Genomic DNA, 15,657 nt, shown 5'->3' on the forward strand with positions numbered 1-15,657 from the left:
TATCCCTACTTGTTGGTTATATAGGTGGGTAAGTGAAAAATAAAGAAGTAAGCTAAACATGTATAAGATAAGTAAACAATTTGCATTTTCAGCGTCGCATATATTAGAAGGGTTGTCGCAAGATCATCCTTGCTCCCGACTGCACGGACATAACTATGTTGTAACAGTGCATCTGAAATCGGAGCAATTAAATGCTGTTGGGTTTGTAAAAGATTATAGAGAACTTGATTCTATAAAACAATATATAGATAGAGAATTAGATCACAGGCATCTGAATGATATTTTTCCATTCAATCCTACTGCGGAAAATATGGCTAAATACTTGTATGATTTATTTAAAAAAGAAATATCCGAAGTGTATGCTGTAGAGGTGTCTGAAACTCCTAAAACAACCGCCATATATGAAGCTGACAGTAAATGAGATTTTTTACTCTCTTCAGGGAGAGGGTGGACGTAGCGGAGAACCATCTATATTTATACGGTTGACAAAATGCAATCTATCATGCTCTTTTTGCGATACAGATTTTGCGAATGGAGATGAAATGACCTTAGAGGAGATTTTGGAGGTTATAGAGCGTTATCCTTGCAAATGGATTATTTGGACAGGAGGAGAGCCAACCATTCAGTTGAAAGACGAATATCTGGCATTCTTCAAAGAGCGAGGTTATAAGCAGGCAATAGAAACGAATGGAACAAGGAGGGTGCCTTCGTTGATTGACTATATCTCTTGTAGCCCTAAGCAGCATTATGAAACGATAAAAGAACGTATACCTGCAGTGAATGAAATTCGTATGCCTATTACTGTGGGCGATGAAGTGCCGAATATCTCTATATTTCCTAAAGCAGATAACTATTTTTTAAGTCCTATTTTTGATGGGGATAAAATAAACATGGAGAATGTAAGCTATTGTATAGAACTCATCAAGAGTAATCCGGAATGGAGACTTAGTTTGCAGATTCATAAACTGATACACATCGAATAAATCTATAATGGAAAAATTTGAAGTTGATATTCTGGGCTGTGGATCGGCAACACCTACAATTCAGCATAACCCTTCGTCGCAGGTAGTGAACGTAAGAGAAAAGCTCTTTATGGTTGACTGTGGAGAGGGTACGCAGCTTCAGATGCGGCACAGTAGACTTCGTTTCGGCAGACTTAATCGGATATTTATCTCTCATTTGCATGGCGATCATTGTTTTGGACTGCTTGGGTTGATATCTACGCTGGCCTTGCTTGGCAGAACTGGAGATTTGTTTATCCATTCAGTTGCGGGATTGGAAGAAATATTACGTCCACAATTAGACTTTTTCTGTAAGGATAATCCATTTGAGGTGAAGATCGAAACTTTTGATCCGGTCAATAGTGAGGTGATATATGAAGATAAGTCTGTTCAGGTCAAAACAATTCCGTTGCGTCATCGAGTACCTTGTGCCGGCTTTTTATTTAGGGAGCAGGAGAAAGAAGCCCATCTAGTTGCTGAGATGATTAAGTTTTATAACATCCCGATAAAAGAGTTGGCTAAAATTAAACAAGGGGCAGATTTTGTTACTGAGGATGGAGCAATTGTCCCGAATGCAAGACTGACAAGACCAGCTACGCCGTCGCGTTCGTATGCCTATTGTTCAGATACCGCTTATTCCGAAAAAATAATTCCCATTATTGAAGGAGTCGATTTGCTTTATCATGAGGCAACGTTTACTCAAGAGGATGCTTCGAGGGCAAAAACTACCGGTCATTCAACTGCAAAGCAAGCTGCTGAGATCGCAAAGTTGGCGAATGTAAAGAAGTTGATGTTAGGTCATTTTTCGGCTCGATATACAGATAATAATATTCTTTTAGACGAAGCAAAGGTAATTTTTCCTAACACAATTTTAGCTAACGAAGGTTTGCGTGAAAAATTGTGAAACTCCCCGTTTTTTTTGTTTTTTTTGTTTTTTTATAAGCTTTAATATCTATATTTGTGACTGTTAGAACTATAGATATGATTAGATGTAAGAGCATATTACTTTCCTTATTGCTTATAGGATCTGCTTCTGTCGTTAGTGCGGAGAATGCGGATTTTCCTATCAATACATCTTTTGCTGAGACTGATGATACGGTTCTGACACTAAAGGTTACGATAAATGAAGATACGGAAATAGAGTTGGAGAATGTACTTAAAACAACCAACTATCTAGATGTATATAATCTTTTAGGCGTAAAGGTTACAAGTGTAAATCTGAAGAAATGTGTTGATAATAGATGTTCTTTAGATCTTAATAAGGGATTGTACATACTGAAAGCAGGAAAGGTAGCCAAAAAGGTCATTGTGCGATAAATACAGATAATTATATTCTATGCTGCGTGTTCTATGTGAATTCGCAGTTTTTTTTTGAAGAGCGTTCCCAATCCTTATTGTATAGAAATTGATTGTAAAGTCTAAAAAAAGGTAAAACTTTGCAAAAAGGGGATGTAATATCAAAAAGCAGATGTAACTTGTATGTTTAATTAATAGCGGGATAAAAAAGAGAGAATGAAATATGAGGATTCAATTTATTACTTGCATTTTTATTTTAATATTATTCTGTAATTGTTCGAAACAAACATCTTCTATAACGGTTTTATGCGAACAGGATGCTAAGGGTAATTATCTTCTGAAATGGGAAATGTTTCCGGAGGAGGATAATGCTTTGGTTGAAATATTCATGTCCGAGAATGATAGTATATTTTCCTCGAATGTAGTTTACACAGCTAAATCGAATGATTATATTGCCGTAATAGAAAATACTCCTGAAAATAATGAAACGCGTAAATTCTTTCGTCTGAAAATAGGTAATACTATTTCTCCCACAGTATCTAATCGTTTTTTTGAATTTGATAGTATTCAAAACTTTAGAGATCTTGGGGGATATGTGTCTTCTGATAAGCACCGCATTCGCTGGGGAAAAATATTCCGTTCGGGAAGCTTTACCCGAATGACGAATCATGACAGTGAAGAGTTAGAAAAGCTTGCGATTAAAACGGTTATCGATTTGAGATCAAAAGATGTGAAGAATGTACGTCCTTTAAAAATTGAAGATGTAAACCAAGTACGCCTTCCTGTTTCTACCAATGGATATAATGCGATGGCTCAGAAGGTGTTGGATGGGCAGTTCTTGAGAGGAGACGCTGTGATATATACGCAAGATACTTATAAGGATATGGTGACTAATTTCACCAAAGAGTATGCAGAACTTTTCGACTATTTTTGCGATGAGGCTAACTATCCGATCGTGTATTATTGCTTCTTAGGTAAAGATCAGTCGGGGTTGGCGACTTATTTCCTACTCAAGGCGCTTGATATTCCTACAGATGTTATAGAGGAAGATTACATGGCTTCTCATATAGGAATAGACAGAATAAAATCAGTGAAAAATGCCGACAGCCTCTCCGAATCGCGTCAAGAGGCTTTTACAATACTTACGCAAACCGATATTTCCTTTCTTAAATATGGGCTCTCTTGTATAAAAGAGAAATATGGAAGTATAGATAATTATATGACAAAAGAGTTGAAGATAACTCCCGAAAAGAAAGAAAAATTAAAACGAATACTTCTCACCAATTATAACTAACTGTTTTAATCTTATTACGTTTCTAATACTTTATAGTCAATGATTTGTATATGAAATATTTTATCGCGAAATTTGTGGCTAATAAAGAATGATTCTAGATAATAAGCTATTAGAAAAATGACAAATAGCAAAAAAGTATTGGCAGTTGCCGAAATATCATACATCATCCGGAAAGGACTGGTGTATGCCTTATCTGAATTGTCTAGCGTGAGTAAGGTTGTAGAGCTGAAAGAAATGGATGATATAAGTCATCAGCTGGAACGATTGCAGCCTGATGCCCTCCTTATTAATCCGATGCTTCTCGGACATGCTTCCAGACAAGATATTCGCCAACAATTGAATCTCGACAAAAATATAGCAATCATAGCGTTAGTATATAATCTGATCGACGAGCAATTTTACCGTAGCTATGATGCCGTGATACGGATAAATGACTCAGAATCTAAGATAGAAGAAACTCTTAATGCTTGCCTGAACAAGAATCAAAGCACGCAGACAGATCAGGAAGAGCTGAGCGACAGAGAGAAAGAAATCTTGGTAAGTGTAGTTAAAGGGATGAGTAATAAAGAAATTGCCGATCATCATAATATCTCGATACATACAGTTATCACGCACAGGAGAAATATGACCCGAAAATTGAAGGTGCACAGTATCTCCGGACTTACTATTTACGCAATAATAAATAAACTTATAGACATTTCTGATATCAAATATCAGGATGAATAAATAAAAGTAATATTATGAAGAATGTTACTATAGTATTCAAAAAGAACATGAAGATGTCGGAGCTCATTGATGCCGACTATCGCCTTTTACTGTTGTTAAATCGCCTGAAAATATCATTAGGGTTTGGAGAAAAGAGTGTAGATGCAGTATGTAAAGAAAATAATTTTGACACAGACTGTTTCCTCTTTTTGGCAAACTACCAATCAAACAGGTCGATAACCAATATACACGAAACGTTTGCAACTCTTCCACTGGAACCTTTTCTTCAATATTTGAAGAATTCGCATAGCTATTTTCTGGAAAAAAGATTGCCGAATATCAGACGTAAGCTTGAGCTTGTCTTTGCCAGCAGTGATAAAGGACTGCAGCATATCGTTTTCGATTTCTTCGATAATTATACAAAGGAAGTGGCAGAGCATATGGAATATGAAGATGATGTGGTTTTTCCGTATGTCCGTACATTGATGGAGAAGACATGTCCCGATCAGTATTCGATCAATATATTTGAAGAACGTCACAATGACATTGAGGCTAAAATGAGTGACTTGAAGCAGATTTTGATGAAATATGTGTCGGGTACAACAGATCAGATGTTGATGGTAAATATCCTCATGGAGTTGTATATGTCAGAAGAAGAGTTGGAGGCACATACCTTTATCGAAGACAATCTTGTGATTCCTCGTGTAAAGGAAATGGAAGAAGCAAGAATAAATAAGAAATAAGATAAATCTACTTTTTTATAAACCACTTTTTAAGGTCTTCCAATGTGAAGACCTTTTTTAGATTTATATAGGCATATATAAGTGATAATATAAGAATTGCTCCTCCTCCCAAAGTCTGAAACTGTTTGTAGTATACAGATATTACAAATACGCAGATAATAGCACATAGGTTGACTATCCCCATTCTGATGATATTGCTATCCCAGCTGAAGGAAGATACTTTCCTCACCATAAAATACACAGTTGGTAAATAGACGCAATAGGCTATGAAATATCCAATACCTGTAGCATCTAATCCATACGATGGATAGAGTAAATAGGCTGCCAGTAGATACGCAGCATAAAATATAACTTCGGAAATGAGGAAGAGTTTCCCCTTACCTTTTGCCAATAAAATGAATGCAATGGGCCAGCTTAAAACCTTGAAATAAGTTCCCAATATCTGCCATTTCAAGATAGTGCTTGCGTATATAAACTCGGACGAATAGAGTACGGAAAGAGCAAAGTCAGAAAATAGTAGAAGACCGATTATGATAGGGCTAGCAATCACTAAGATGATATAAGTTTGCTCATTGACGAGCGATCTGGCTTTGCTATCGTTGCCCGATATTGCAGATAGACGAGGAAAAAAATCAGCACCCATCGATTTGAGAATAAGCCCGAGGTAAACATTCGTTATCACCCACGAAGACTGAAAAAGCCCTGCCGCATCCAAGTCTATATATCGAGAGATGAAAGCGCGTATCAGAAACATGCTTAATGTACCTAAAAAACCGGCAGTGACAATATATAACCCCAATTTCAGACTGGATAGCCCTCTCCTGAAAGCTTCCTTGTTAGATATAGGAATATTTTTAATCTTAAGCCTTCGGTAGTAGAATTCGACGAAAACAAAACCTATCAGAGCATTAAGAATTAATGCCGGAACAATAGCGTCTATTCGCCATATGTAATAGAGGGGAAGGGTGATAATGAGTCCTAATAGACTACCCCAGATTGTAGACTTGGCCAATTCAGGTATTTTTCTCATGCCCTGAAGTATGACAGATCTTCCCGTTGTCAGAATAAAGAGAGCAGTCGCAACAGATAGCAAAGCAATGTAGATGGCGTAACTGTCGTCTTCGAATAGCCATCCGCTAATAGGAATACAGAACAGAATGCATAAGGCGGTAGAGAGCAGGATTGAAAAGAAAATCCATTTGTTGAAGCTGACGATAGCCTTATTCAAAATTGTATCATCTTCTTGGCTATTAGCTTCGGCTATTTCCTTTACGGAGGAAGTATCCATTCCAAGCATACTGCTTGTGCGAACCATGTCGATTATGGACTGGTATATCCCCAACAAACCGACCCCTATGGGACCAAGCAACAGAGCGATAACCTTAGTACGGATTACGCCTATAAGTATTACCACCACTTGCGAACCTCCAAATATGGATGTTGACTTGATAATCTGGTTATATGATGAATTATCTTTCTTCAATCTTCTTATTTGATTATTCTACTGCAAATCTACCTTATTTGTTGTACAATAAGAAAATAATTTCGTTTACTAAACAACAATTGTCAACTAATCATGCAATTATGTTATAACAAAATATAAAAATATGTGAAAAATACTGAGAATAATTTTATTCTGACTATTTTAGCAGCATAAAATAATTAATAAAAAACAGACCAGATGAACACACTTTTATTTTTAGGGAATTTAGGTACCCCAGAGATTATCATTATAGCTATTATCGTTTTATTATTGTTCGGAGGAAAGAAAATACCGGAACTAATGAAAGGTATTGGTAAAGGCGTTAAGAACTTTAAAGATGGAGTTAGCGGCATCGAGAATGATATTAAAGGAGTAGAAGAAGATAAATAATTATAATTATCTGATTATTAGGTAAATAAAACTCAGGCGCGGCGTGTCTGAGTTTTTGTTTTATAGTATTTGACCTGTAAAAAATCATCGAAGATAAGATGGATATATGTATTGACTTTGACGGGACATGCGTGTCTCACGAATTTCCTAAGATAGGGAAAGATATTGGAGCTATTCCAGTGCTTAAAGAACTTGTAGATAAAGGGCATCGCCTGATTTTATTCACTATGCGTAGCGACCGCAAGAAGAAAAAAAAGGTTGACGGACAAGAGGTAATTGTAGAGGAGAATGTATTGACAGAAGCTGTTCAATGGTTCGAAGAGAATGAGATCCCTTTATATGGGGTTCAGAAAAACCCAACGCAACGTTTCTGGACTTCCTCTCCCAAGGCTTATGGACATCTGTATATAGATGACGCAAATTTGGGTTGCCCATTGATAAGTGATGATCCGGAGTCGGAGAGACCTTATGTTGACTGGGCAAAGGTTAAACTGATTCTAATGGAGAGAGGTATCTTGTAAGACCTTCTATCTTAATATCTAAATACTTGAATATGAAAGACACTTTATTTTATATATTTATTTTTTTTATTGTAATATCTTGTACATCGCAGAAGAAAAATAGTCTAGAGGCGAACTATCACGACAATCCTGTTATCGCTCATCGGGGAGCTTGGAAGAATACAGGATATCCCCAGAACTCGATAGCCTCATTAAAGGCAGCGATAGCCTTGAAATGTCATGGATCGGAAATTGATGTGCAACTAACGAAGGAGGACTCTTTAATAGTTTTTCATGATATAAGAGTCAGGGGTATGGCGATAGACTCGATGAAATACACCGATTTGATTACTGTCCCGTTAGCAAATGGAGAGAGAATCCCTACTCTTCGAGATTGTATTTTGGAGGCTAAAAAGCAAGTAGGAACCAAATTGATAATTGATATAAAAACACCTCATTATACGCCTAGAGCAAAGGAGAATGCGCAGCAGGTTCTGAAGTTAGTGAAAGAATTACGTGCTGAAACTCTTGTCGAGTTTTTGGTTGGTGATCTGGAAGCTCTTGAGTATCTTATATCAGAGACGACTATCCCGGTAGCTTATCTAGGGCGCTGGAAAAATGAACTGCCAGTAATGTATCCCGATTCTATATTGCAGTATGGTGTAAAATACCTCGACTATCAAGATGTACATTATAAAAAGCATCCGGAATGGATATCAAAGTTTCAAGAAGAGAACATTCATCTAAATGCTTGGACTATAAACGAGAAAGAAGATATGATTTGGTTTATTGAAAAAAACTTTGATTATATTACAACAGATGAGCCTGAATTGTTGTTAGATATAGTAAGAGAGCGTCTTGTAAACTAAAACAGTTGTTATGAAAAAAATATTAATGGGACATAACTTCAAAAGAGAAGGCTTTTCTTCCTTGGAAGGTAAATTTGAAGTAATCTATCCCGAAGAAAAAATATTTTCGAAAGAGGAAATATTGGAACGTATCGTAGATGTTGATGTATTGGTTCCTAACTTCTCTTTTCAGACAAATGCAGAGATTATCGATGCAGGCAAAAATCTGAAACTGATTTCTAATTACGGGGTCGGGTATAATAATATTGATGTTGATTATGCTTCAAAAAGAGGAATTATAGTGACCAACGCCCCCCAATCGGTTTTGGAACCAACTGCCGAACTCTGTTTTGCCCTGATATCGGCAACAGCACGAAAGGTTGCTTATTATAATCATAAGCTGCATAATGGAGTGCGACTCGACTGGGGAATATTTGGCGATTTAGGGATGCCTTTATATGGTCAAACACTGGGAATCTATGGTATGGGTAGAATAGGGCAGGCTGTTGCCCGCAGAGCAGTAGCATCCGGAATGAAAGTTTTGTATCATAACAGACATAGATTGTCTGAAGATATAGAACGTAGGTATAATGCACGCTATGTGGACTTCGACACCTTGCTGAAAGAATCTGATATTATCTCATTGAATGCTCCGGCTACAGCAGAGACATATCATCTTATGGGGCACAAAGAATTTGAGAAAATGAAGAATTCTGCTATTCTTATTAATACCGCACGTGGTCAGCTGGTGGACGAAAAAGCGCTTGCCGAAGCCTTAAAGTCGGGTGAAATATGGGCGGCTGGCTTAGATGTTTTTGAAAATGAGCCTAAAATACTACCCGAATTGCTGGAGTTGGACAATGCTATAGTTTGTCCTCATGCTGGCACTAGCACTTACCAGGCTAGGATAGAAATGGAGCGGGAGGTTGCAAAAAATATAATTAACTTCTTTGAAGGTGGTGCAATAGATAAGGTGAATTGATTACAATTCACCTTCTTTTATTCTGTTTAGTAAGCCTTCGCAAGCATCCTCAAGTAAATCAAGTACCAATTCGAAGCCATCTGCTCCAGAATAGTAAGGATCGGGGATATGGTCGTGATTGTACTTTTGGGAAAACTCAACCATTCGATATACTTTTCTTTCTGAATCCAGATCTGGAGCCAGTCGCATTATATTGTGATAATTGCTGTCGTCCATGGCCAGAATGACATCGAAGTCGTCAAAGTCGTTTCTGGTGAAACGCCGTGATATAGAGTCGAATTTATAACCTCTACGAGACCCATGGTGACGCATGCGAGAGTCGGGGAGTTCTCCATCGTGATAGCCCGAAGTCCCTGCTGAATCTACTGATATATAGTTGTCTAACTTCTGCTCTTTAATCATTCGTTTCAGAATTCCTTCTCCGGCTGGAGAGCGACATATATTTCCCAAACAAACAAATAGAACTTTATAATTTCTCATATATTTTCTTTAATTTAGTGGGGCAAAGGTATAGATTTTGCCTCATTCTGAAAAATATGCCCACCTATCGAAAGAGATCTGCTAATGTATAAGCTAGTCTCTCTATTATCAATGCCCAAATAATATTTAACTATGAAGAAACTATTGTACTTAATTTGTTTGATTTTGCTTATTACATCTTGTAATAGGGAAAAACCTGATGTGAAAGAAAAGAAGGAAACTGAAGCAAAGTCTTTGCCGTCTAAAGGAGAAATGACGATTCTAGCCTGGTATAGTCTTCCTAATGCAGAAATGACTCTGGAGCGTTTTCGCGAACTTAGAGATTGTGGGTTTACCCATAGTTTTTCGCATCATTATACTGATAATGATATGATGGAAAATGCTCTTGACTTGGCAGAGGAAGTAGGGGTGAAACTGATTATTAGAACACCGGAATTATCCTCAGAGCCAGAAGAAACAGTAAAACGCTTTATGAATCACCCTGCAACCGGTGGTTACTTCTTGATGGATGAACCAAATGCTGATCAGTTCGAAATGTTGGCAAAATGGGCGAGGAGAATTGAATCGGTAGATACTACTCATCCTTGTTACTTGAATTTATTTCCTATCTATGTTGATCCTAATGCGATCAAGGTTGGGAGTTACTCGGAATATGTAGATCGATTTGATAAAGAAGTAAATCTGCCTATTCTGTCATTTGACAATTATCCTATAATCTATGAGGATAAAGAAAAAGGAACAACAATGGTGCGTGACAACTTCCATGAAAATCTGGAAGTTTTCTTAAAGAAGAGTCAAGAAGTAAATAAACCATTCTGGGCTTTTTCTCTTGCTGTTGCTCATTGGACGTATCCAATACCGGTGTTGGCTCATATGCGTTTCCAGATGTATAGCAATTTGGCATACGGAGCGCAAGGATTGCAGTATTTTACTTATTGGACACCCGAAACAGATAGTTTCGATTTCCATCATGGCCCTATAACAAGAGATGGTAAGCGTACAGAGGTTTATGATGATGTGAAGACTCTTAACCAAGAGATACAAGGATTGAGCCCTGTGTTTTTAGGTGCTAAAGTCCTTTCTGTAAAACATACCGGTGAGGTAATCCCTTCTGGAACTACAAGATTGGAGACCCTACCTTCTGTTGTTAAATCTTTGAAAAGTGAAGGTTCGGAAGGGGCAATCGTTTCCCATTTGGAAAATGGAGATAGGGAGTTCCTTGTTGTAGTGAATCGGGATATTCACAATAAAATGATGCTGACGATAGATTTAGATGCTAAAGTAGAACGAGTAATGAAAGATGGCTCTTTACTTCCTGCTGATACCTATAGCTCAACTATAGGTGTAGATGCGGGCGACATCATTGTTTATAGTTGGATGAAATAATAAAAAACGACTGTCTGAGTTTACTCGACAGTCGTTTTCTTATATTTAGGTCTCTTAATTACTCCTATTTTAGCAAGAATGTGCTAAGCACAGCTCTATGATCCGAAGGGTAATTCTTTATTCTAATATCACTATTTGGACTTTCCTCTCCTATAATTTGAGAGTCAGTTAATTCTATATTCTTATTTCCCCAGAATAAGACAAAATCTATTCGATCCATGATTTCTTGCTGATTGGAAGCAGGAGGGATGGAAGTCCATGTATAACCGGGATATTTAACTTCCTCGGGATATTTCGTGCGATATGAATCATTAAAACCTGCCTTATCATGGAATGCCTTTGCTGATGGCCATAGAACAGCCATTTTGTGCAATCCGGCTTCAGCTGCTTTATCTGTCCAGTCTAGGAAAGAAGGTTCATTGAAATCTCCGGTAACAAAAATAGGATAACCTTCTTTTTGTACTTGCAGGATATCGTTTATGCTAGTATGCACAGCTTCACCTCTACTTGCTGTTGCTGATGCTACAGCCTCTTCGCTAGTGGTGAGTAGAGGGGCACCACAGTACTCTATGCCGTTGAGTTGGTAGGGCTCGTAGGGGCAATACATTAAATGATGATTAAAAATCCAGACAAAACGCTTGTCGTCTATTTTGATTTTTACACCATTCTTGCTCGCGGAAGTATCTATAATTGGGTATCTACTGATAATGACTTCGCTTCTGGATCGATTATAAGAGTGCCAGCCAAGGCTGTCTGCTATATGGATAGCTACATCCTTTTCGTGGCCCCAGGCTTCTTGTATTCCTATTATGTCAGCGCCGCTAGTAACGAATACATTCGCAGTTTCTTGTATTGATTTACCTCCACCCATCCATATGTTGAAACTCATAACTTTCAGAGTGGTTGGTTCAGCTTGTTTGCAAGCATTCAATGAAAGTAAAACAACAGTAATCAGTAGTAGTTTAAAGGTGTTTTTCATAATTATAAGTTTATTCAATAAGGCGTAACATCTGTTTTAGTTGCTGAATTTCTTGTTGCATGTCATCTATCTTATCCAGTAAATTTCTGATAACATCTATCCCTTCTACATTGATTGATAGATCGTAATACCAACGTACGTATTGCTCTAATCTACTAAGCTGAGCAATGTCAATATACTGTTCATTATCAACTATGGTTAATTCGATCAGTCCTTCATTTTCGAGTTGTTCAATGAAATCAAAATCTATTTGACTTCTTGTGCAATATTCGCGTATTATTATCAATTCTGTATTCATAATCGTAAATTTTAAATTAAGACTTTGATAACTTTTCGAACAACTCTCTTTGTTCTGCCGTTAAGCTGGTAGGTATTCCTACATTGTAAGTAATGATCAGATCGCCATACTTCCCATCTTGCTTATAGACAGGAAATCCTTTTCCTTTCAATCTGACTTTGGTTCCGCTTTGAGTACCAGCCGTAATCTTAAGCTTTACTTTTCCTGTGTAAGTATCAATAGTCTCTTCTCCTCCTAGTACAGCTGTGTACAGATTTATGTTTGCTGTACTGTACAGATCGTCCCCAACACGTTTGAATTTAGGGTCGTCTGCTATAACAAAGGTTATATACAAATCTCCGTTAGGGCCTCCATTTGCTCCTGTACCTCCCTGTCCAGCCAACTTGATAACCTGCCCATCGGCGATCCCAGCAGGAATAGTGATACGAAGGTTTTTTCCGTTGACGGTGATTGTTCGTTTATGTGTTTCGTATGCATCTCTTAGGTCAAGATGTAATTCAGAAGTGAAGTCTTGTCCTCTATATCCTCTGCTGCGACGTCCGGACGATGCTCGCCCTCCACCGAATAAGGATTCAAAGAAGTCGGAAAAGCCTTCTTCGTCTCCATTAAAGCTATACGAACCACCACTAAAGCCCCCGAAATTACCATAGTCAGCAAAGCCTCCATTCTGAGCTTGTTGCTGTTTGGCTTTTTCGTATTCTTCAGCATGTTTCCAATTCTCCCCATACTCGTCGTATTTTTTTCTTTTTTCAGGATCGGAAAGAACTTCATTAGCCTCATTTACTTGTTGAAACTTTCTCTTTGCTTCTTCATTATCAGGATTGACGTCGGGGTGATATTTTCGGGCTAGTTTTCGATAAGCCTTTTTAATATCATCGGCGCTTGCAGTCTTCTGCACCCCCAATATGCTATAATAATCTATAAATGCCATATCTTATAGGTTTACTTTTTCTCTATACTTTAGTTCGTTAAATATTTTCAGACATGCCCATGCATCAATGGCCGCATACATTTTCTGTGCTTCAGAAAGTGTATCGGCTTCCCAATTTGATAAGCGTTGTCCTTTAGATATTCTTTTTCCAAAAAGTATGCCATAGATACGCTGTAGTCCATTATCTTCGATGCCATATTGTTTTACAAAAGGTTGTAAATCGATAAAGCTTAATGGTACCAGGGCTTGCCGTTTGTGAATGGCTGAAAAATCATCTTTGAGAGAAAGTCCTATTTTTTTAATTCCCGGATTGATGAGTATGTTTGCCAGACAATTTGGCAAACCTATATGATTCAGTCTGAATAAGAAGCAGGTATCTTCTGTTGATAATTGCATTAGTGCAATTTGGTTAGAAACTCCTTTTCTGAAGGCAGGGCGTGTCTCGGTGTCGAAGCCTATCTCTTTAAATTGTTCTAAATAAGATACCGCTTTTTCAGCTTCACTTTCGCTTTGTATAACAATAATTCTACCCGGAAAAACTTCTTGAGGTAGTACAGCTAATTCTTCCTTTGATATTGTACTTACCATAGTTCTTCCGTTTCTTCAGAATAATCATTTTCGTCGTCAAGATTGGCATTTCCTTCTGAGTATTTTAGAGAATGTAATGCTCTCAGTACATTGACTAGCTTTTGCCCCCAGTATGTTTTGAAGTTTTCGTTGCATACATATAAAGCATCATTCATGTTTTCTGTTATGCCCCTTTCAAATATTGTGATAAAGTTTTTCAAATCTTGATATATATCTGCTAGATCTTCACTTATACTGGCGGAAATTGGTGTTTCGCTATATTTCATATCTTGTAAAAACACCTCCAGATAAGTATCATTACTTGAAAAAATATTGTATAGCTTGGATGAAATGTAATGATAGTCTTCCTCCGTAACGGTTATTTCTGGTTCTTCATCATTCACAGTATCCGTTTCGGGAATAAGGGAAGCTTTTAAGTATAATAAAGGTAGTAGTTTGGTCAACTTGTCTGTGAAATCAAACTCTGTAACTGTCCCTGTGTTTTCGAGAAAAGCACAATATTGAACGGCTACAGTAACAAACTCTATTGAATCTTTTGAATATACAATTTCTTTTAAATGATCTGTCATTGTCTCTTGCTTTAATGTAATAGCAAATTTATAGGTTTATTTATTAAATAACTAAAAGGATCTGACTTTTATGCGTGAGATTAAATATAATCTGTGTTTTTATTTAGAAAAATGATAATTTATATAGATGCGTCGATTATTATAGGTGATGTCAATTGTATATAGATTGTAGGTTCGATCAGCTTTTTGAAGAGTCTTCTAGAAGGGTGTCTGCTTTTTATGATAAGTTTTGCTGTCTTTTTGTTATTTTTGTGCCCGAAAAAGGAAGAAGTAAAATGAAGAATATTAAAGGAATTACACTTGCTATTATTTCATCCGCTACATTCGGTATGATAGCTTTGTTTTCTATTCCGTTGATGGAAGAAGGATTGGGGATAGGATCTATTTTGTTTTATCGTTTTCTGATCTCATCTATTGTGATGGGTGCAATTTGTCTGTACAGAAAGCAAAGTTTCAAGATCGCTAAACAGCAATTTATCCCATTGGTTTTCTTGGGGATGTTATATGCTGCTACATCTTTGCTACTTATTCATTCTTACGAATGGGTACCTAGTGGAATTGTTACGACGATACATTTTTTATACCCTGTTTTAGTGAGTATTATAATGGTAGTCTTCTTTAAAGAGAGAGGCTCATGGATACTGTTTATTGCAGCTGTTATTTCGTTAATAGGAGTTGTTTTCTTATGTTGGTCCGATACGGGAAATATCCATTTAGTCGGACTGATAACGGCTTCATTGACCATTTTAACTTATGCTCTCTATATTGTAGGGGTTAATCAAACAAAGACAGGTCAGCAAATGCAGGCAGAACCATTGACTTTTTATATTTTATTTTTTAGTTCCATCATGTTTCTGGGTTATGCATTAATGACAGAGGGTATACAGCCTATTCCAAGTGTTTCGGCCTTTGCCCGTTTATCAGCCTTGGCTGTTCTTTCTACAGTCATATCAGACTTGACTCTTGTTTTGGCTATTAAATATATAGGGTCAACCATTACGTCTATATTAGGCTCAATGGAGCCGTTAGTTGCTGTATTTATCGGGGTGTTGTATTTCTCAGAGGCTTTTACAGGTTATACATTTCTGGGAATAATATTGATAATATTCGGTGTTTATTTGGTTATTCGCCAATCTGCCAGACTAAAAGAGCAACGGGAGGTTAATCGTGATAAATAATCTTAT

20 protein-coding genes are annotated in these 15,657 nt (G+C 37.2%); 13 read left to right on the forward strand and 7 right to left on the reverse strand.

The window, feature by feature from the left end:
* The first annotated feature begins 58 nt into the window (after window positions 1-58).
* The 7 genes from queD (at window position 59) to DHU68_RS03230 (ending at window position 5,039) form a co-directional block, all read left to right on the forward strand.
* The gene (gene queD, locus DHU68_RS03200) at window positions 59-421 is read left to right on the forward strand and encodes a 6-carboxytetrahydropterin synthase QueD (protein WP_108821500.1); all 363 of its coding nucleotides are present in this window, start codon (window positions 59-61) and stop codon (window positions 419-421) included.
* Window positions 402-983: a 7-carboxy-7-deazaguanine synthase QueE gene (locus DHU68_RS03205; RefSeq protein WP_108821501.1), complete on the forward strand. Its 582-nt coding sequence runs from the start codon at window positions 402-404 to the stop codon at window positions 981-983. The genes queD and DHU68_RS03205 overlap by 20 nt, the downstream gene beginning before the upstream one ends.
* A gap of 7 nt (window positions 984-990) precedes the next feature.
* Window positions 991-1,905, forward strand: a complete 915-nt coding sequence (locus DHU68_RS03210; RefSeq protein WP_108821502.1) for a ribonuclease Z — start codon at window positions 991-993, stop codon at window positions 1,903-1,905.
* A 77-nt stretch (window positions 1,906-1,982) separates the two neighbouring features.
* Window positions 1,983-2,318, forward strand: coding sequence for a hypothetical protein (locus DHU68_RS03215; protein WP_108821503.1), 336 nt, complete (start codon window positions 1,983-1,985; stop codon window positions 2,316-2,318).
* A gap of 202 nt (window positions 2,319-2,520) precedes the next feature.
* A complete protein-coding gene (locus DHU68_RS03220; protein WP_108821504.1) occupies window positions 2,521-3,591 on the forward strand; it encodes a tyrosine-protein phosphatase in 1,071 nt (356 codons plus the stop codon).
* A 117-nt stretch (window positions 3,592-3,708) separates the two neighbouring features.
* Window positions 3,709-4,317, forward strand: a complete 609-nt coding sequence (locus DHU68_RS03225; RefSeq protein WP_108821505.1) for a LuxR C-terminal-related transcriptional regulator — start codon at window positions 3,709-3,711, stop codon at window positions 4,315-4,317.
* Between the two features lie 14 nt (window positions 4,318-4,331).
* The gene (locus DHU68_RS03230) at window positions 4,332-5,039 is read left to right on the forward strand and encodes a hemerythrin domain-containing protein (protein WP_108821506.1); all 708 of its coding nucleotides are present in this window, start codon (window positions 4,332-4,334) and stop codon (window positions 5,037-5,039) included.
* A gap of 7 nt (window positions 5,040-5,046) precedes the next feature.
* Here DHU68_RS03230 and DHU68_RS03235 read toward each other — a convergent pair whose 3' ends face one another.
* The gene (locus DHU68_RS03235; RefSeq protein WP_108821507.1) at window positions 5,047-6,522 is read right to left on the reverse strand and encodes an O-antigen translocase; all 1,476 of its coding nucleotides are present in this window, start codon (window positions 6,520-6,522) and stop codon (window positions 5,047-5,049) included.
* 198 nt (window positions 6,523-6,720) lie between these two features.
* Between DHU68_RS03235 and DHU68_RS03240 the strand changes: the two genes are divergently transcribed.
* The 4 genes from DHU68_RS03240 (at window position 6,721) to DHU68_RS03255 (ending at window position 9,242) form a co-directional block, all read left to right on the forward strand.
* Window positions 6,721-6,912, forward strand: a complete 192-nt coding sequence (locus DHU68_RS03240) for a twin-arginine translocase TatA/TatE family subunit (protein WP_108821508.1) — start codon at window positions 6,721-6,723, stop codon at window positions 6,910-6,912.
* 98 nt (window positions 6,913-7,010) lie between these two features.
* The gene (locus DHU68_RS03245) at window positions 7,011-7,433 is read left to right on the forward strand and encodes a hypothetical protein (protein WP_108821509.1); all 423 of its coding nucleotides are present in this window, start codon (window positions 7,011-7,013) and stop codon (window positions 7,431-7,433) included.
* A gap of 32 nt (window positions 7,434-7,465) precedes the next feature.
* Window positions 7,466-8,281: a glycerophosphodiester phosphodiesterase family protein gene (locus DHU68_RS03250; RefSeq protein WP_108821510.1), complete on the forward strand. Its 816-nt coding sequence runs from the start codon at window positions 7,466-7,468 to the stop codon at window positions 8,279-8,281.
* Between the two features lie 10 nt (window positions 8,282-8,291).
* Window positions 8,292-9,242, forward strand: coding sequence for an NAD(P)-dependent oxidoreductase (locus DHU68_RS03255; protein WP_108821511.1), 951 nt, complete (start codon window positions 8,292-8,294; stop codon window positions 9,240-9,242).
* Here the strand turns inward: DHU68_RS03255 and DHU68_RS03260 are convergent, their stop codons facing one another.
* Entirely contained in the window at window positions 9,243-9,722 is a 480-nt protein-coding gene (locus tag DHU68_RS03260; RefSeq protein WP_108821512.1) for a low molecular weight protein-tyrosine-phosphatase, read from the reverse strand. It lies immediately after the preceding gene.
* Between the two features lie 132 nt (window positions 9,723-9,854).
* On the opposite strand from DHU68_RS03260, the gene DHU68_RS03265 reads away from it, so the two are divergent.
* The gene (locus DHU68_RS03265) at window positions 9,855-11,108 is read left to right on the forward strand and encodes a beta-galactosidase (protein ID WP_255412426.1); all 1,254 of its coding nucleotides are present in this window, start codon (window positions 9,855-9,857) and stop codon (window positions 11,106-11,108) included.
* A gap of 64 nt (window positions 11,109-11,172) precedes the next feature.
* On the opposite strand, the gene DHU68_RS03270 is transcribed toward DHU68_RS03265, so the two are convergent.
* From DHU68_RS03270 to DHU68_RS03290, 5 genes are read right to left on the reverse strand one after another with little or no spacing between them, the layout of a single operon-like run.
* Entirely contained in the window at window positions 11,173-12,087 is a 915-nt protein-coding gene (locus DHU68_RS03270) for an endonuclease/exonuclease/phosphatase family protein (RefSeq protein ID WP_108821513.1), read from the reverse strand.
* Window positions 12,088-12,097: 10 nt separating this feature from the next.
* Window positions 12,098-12,385: a chaperone modulator CbpM gene (locus DHU68_RS03275; RefSeq protein WP_108821514.1), complete on the reverse strand. Its 288-nt coding sequence runs from the start codon at window positions 12,383-12,385 to the stop codon at window positions 12,098-12,100.
* A gap of 16 nt (window positions 12,386-12,401) precedes the next feature.
* A complete protein-coding gene (locus DHU68_RS03280) occupies window positions 12,402-13,316 on the reverse strand; it encodes a DnaJ C-terminal domain-containing protein (protein WP_108821515.1) in 915 nt (304 codons plus the stop codon).
* A gap of 3 nt (window positions 13,317-13,319) precedes the next feature.
* Entirely contained in the window at window positions 13,320-13,904 is a 585-nt protein-coding gene (locus DHU68_RS03285) for a 3'-5' exonuclease (protein ID WP_108821516.1), read from the reverse strand.
* Window positions 13,898-14,473: a DUF5063 domain-containing protein gene (locus DHU68_RS03290; protein WP_108821517.1), complete on the reverse strand. Its 576-nt coding sequence runs from the start codon at window positions 14,471-14,473 to the stop codon at window positions 13,898-13,900. The genes DHU68_RS03285 and DHU68_RS03290 overlap by 7 nt, the downstream gene beginning before the upstream one ends.
* A gap of 275 nt (window positions 14,474-14,748) precedes the next feature.
* On the opposite strand from DHU68_RS03290, the gene DHU68_RS03295 reads away from it, so the two are divergent.
* On the forward strand, window positions 14,749-15,651 hold the full coding sequence (locus DHU68_RS03295; protein ID WP_108821518.1) for a DMT family transporter: 903 nt from the start codon (window positions 14,749-14,751) through the stop codon (window positions 15,649-15,651).
* Window positions 15,652-15,657 lie beyond the last annotated feature (6 nt).

It is taken from the genome of Dysgonomonas sp. Marseille-P4361, assembly GCF_900343125.1.
Lineage (GTDB): Bacteria > Bacteroidota > Bacteroidia > Bacteroidales > Dysgonomonadaceae > Dysgonomonas.

Excerpts from the sequence above, each read along its gene's own strand:
- DHU68_RS03230 (WP_108821506.1), top strand. The coding sequence starts at position 4,332 with ATGAAGAATGTTACTATAGTATTCAAAAAGAACATGAAGATGTCGGAG.
- DHU68_RS03255 (WP_108821511.1), top strand. The coding sequence starts at position 8,292 with ATGAAAAAAATATTAATGGGACATAACTTCAAAAGAGAAGGCTTTTCT.
- DHU68_RS03265 (WP_255412426.1), top strand. The coding sequence starts at position 9,855 with ATGAAGAAACTATTGTACTTAATTTGTTTGATTTTGCTTATTACATCT.
- DHU68_RS03205 (WP_108821501.1), top strand. The coding sequence starts at position 402 with ATGAAGCTGACAGTAAATGAGATTTTTTACTCTCTTCAGGGAGAGGGT.
- DHU68_RS03220 (WP_108821504.1), top strand. The coding sequence starts at position 2,521 with ATGAGGATTCAATTTATTACTTGCATTTTTATTTTAATATTATTCTGT.
- DHU68_RS03250 (WP_108821510.1), top strand. The coding sequence starts at position 7,466 with ATGAAAGACACTTTATTTTATATATTTATTTTTTTTATTGTAATATCT.
- DHU68_RS03260 (WP_108821512.1), bottom strand. The coding sequence starts at position 9,722 with ATGAGAAATTATAAAGTTCTATTTGTTTGTTTGGGAAATATATGTCGC.
- queD (WP_108821500.1), top strand. The coding sequence starts at position 59 with ATGTATAAGATAAGTAAACAATTTGCATTTTCAGCGTCGCATATATTA.
- DHU68_RS03290 (WP_108821517.1), bottom strand. The coding sequence starts at position 14,473 with ATGACAGATCATTTAAAAGAAATTGTATATTCAAAAGATTCAATAGAG.
- DHU68_RS03270 (WP_108821513.1), bottom strand. The coding sequence starts at position 12,087 with ATGAAAAACACCTTTAAACTACTACTGATTACTGTTGTTTTACTTTCA.
- DHU68_RS03280 (WP_108821515.1), bottom strand. The coding sequence starts at position 13,316 with ATGGCATTTATAGATTATTATAGCATATTGGGGGTGCAGAAGACTGCA.
- DHU68_RS03240 (WP_108821508.1), top strand. The coding sequence starts at position 6,721 with ATGAACACACTTTTATTTTTAGGGAATTTAGGTACCCCAGAGATTATC.
- DHU68_RS03285 (WP_108821516.1), bottom strand. The coding sequence starts at position 13,904 with ATGGTAAGTACAATATCAAAGGAAGAATTAGCTGTACTACCTCAAGAA.
- DHU68_RS03275 (WP_108821514.1), bottom strand. The coding sequence starts at position 12,385 with ATGAATACAGAATTGATAATAATACGCGAATATTGCACAAGAAGTCAA.
- DHU68_RS03245 (WP_108821509.1), top strand. The coding sequence starts at position 7,011 with ATGGATATATGTATTGACTTTGACGGGACATGCGTGTCTCACGAATTT.
- DHU68_RS03215 (WP_108821503.1), top strand. The coding sequence starts at position 1,983 with ATGATTAGATGTAAGAGCATATTACTTTCCTTATTGCTTATAGGATCT.
- DHU68_RS03210 (WP_108821502.1), top strand. The coding sequence starts at position 991 with ATGGAAAAATTTGAAGTTGATATTCTGGGCTGTGGATCGGCAACACCT.
- DHU68_RS03295 (WP_108821518.1), top strand. The coding sequence starts at position 14,749 with ATGAAGAATATTAAAGGAATTACACTTGCTATTATTTCATCCGCTACA.
- DHU68_RS03225 (WP_108821505.1), top strand. The coding sequence starts at position 3,709 with ATGACAAATAGCAAAAAAGTATTGGCAGTTGCCGAAATATCATACATC.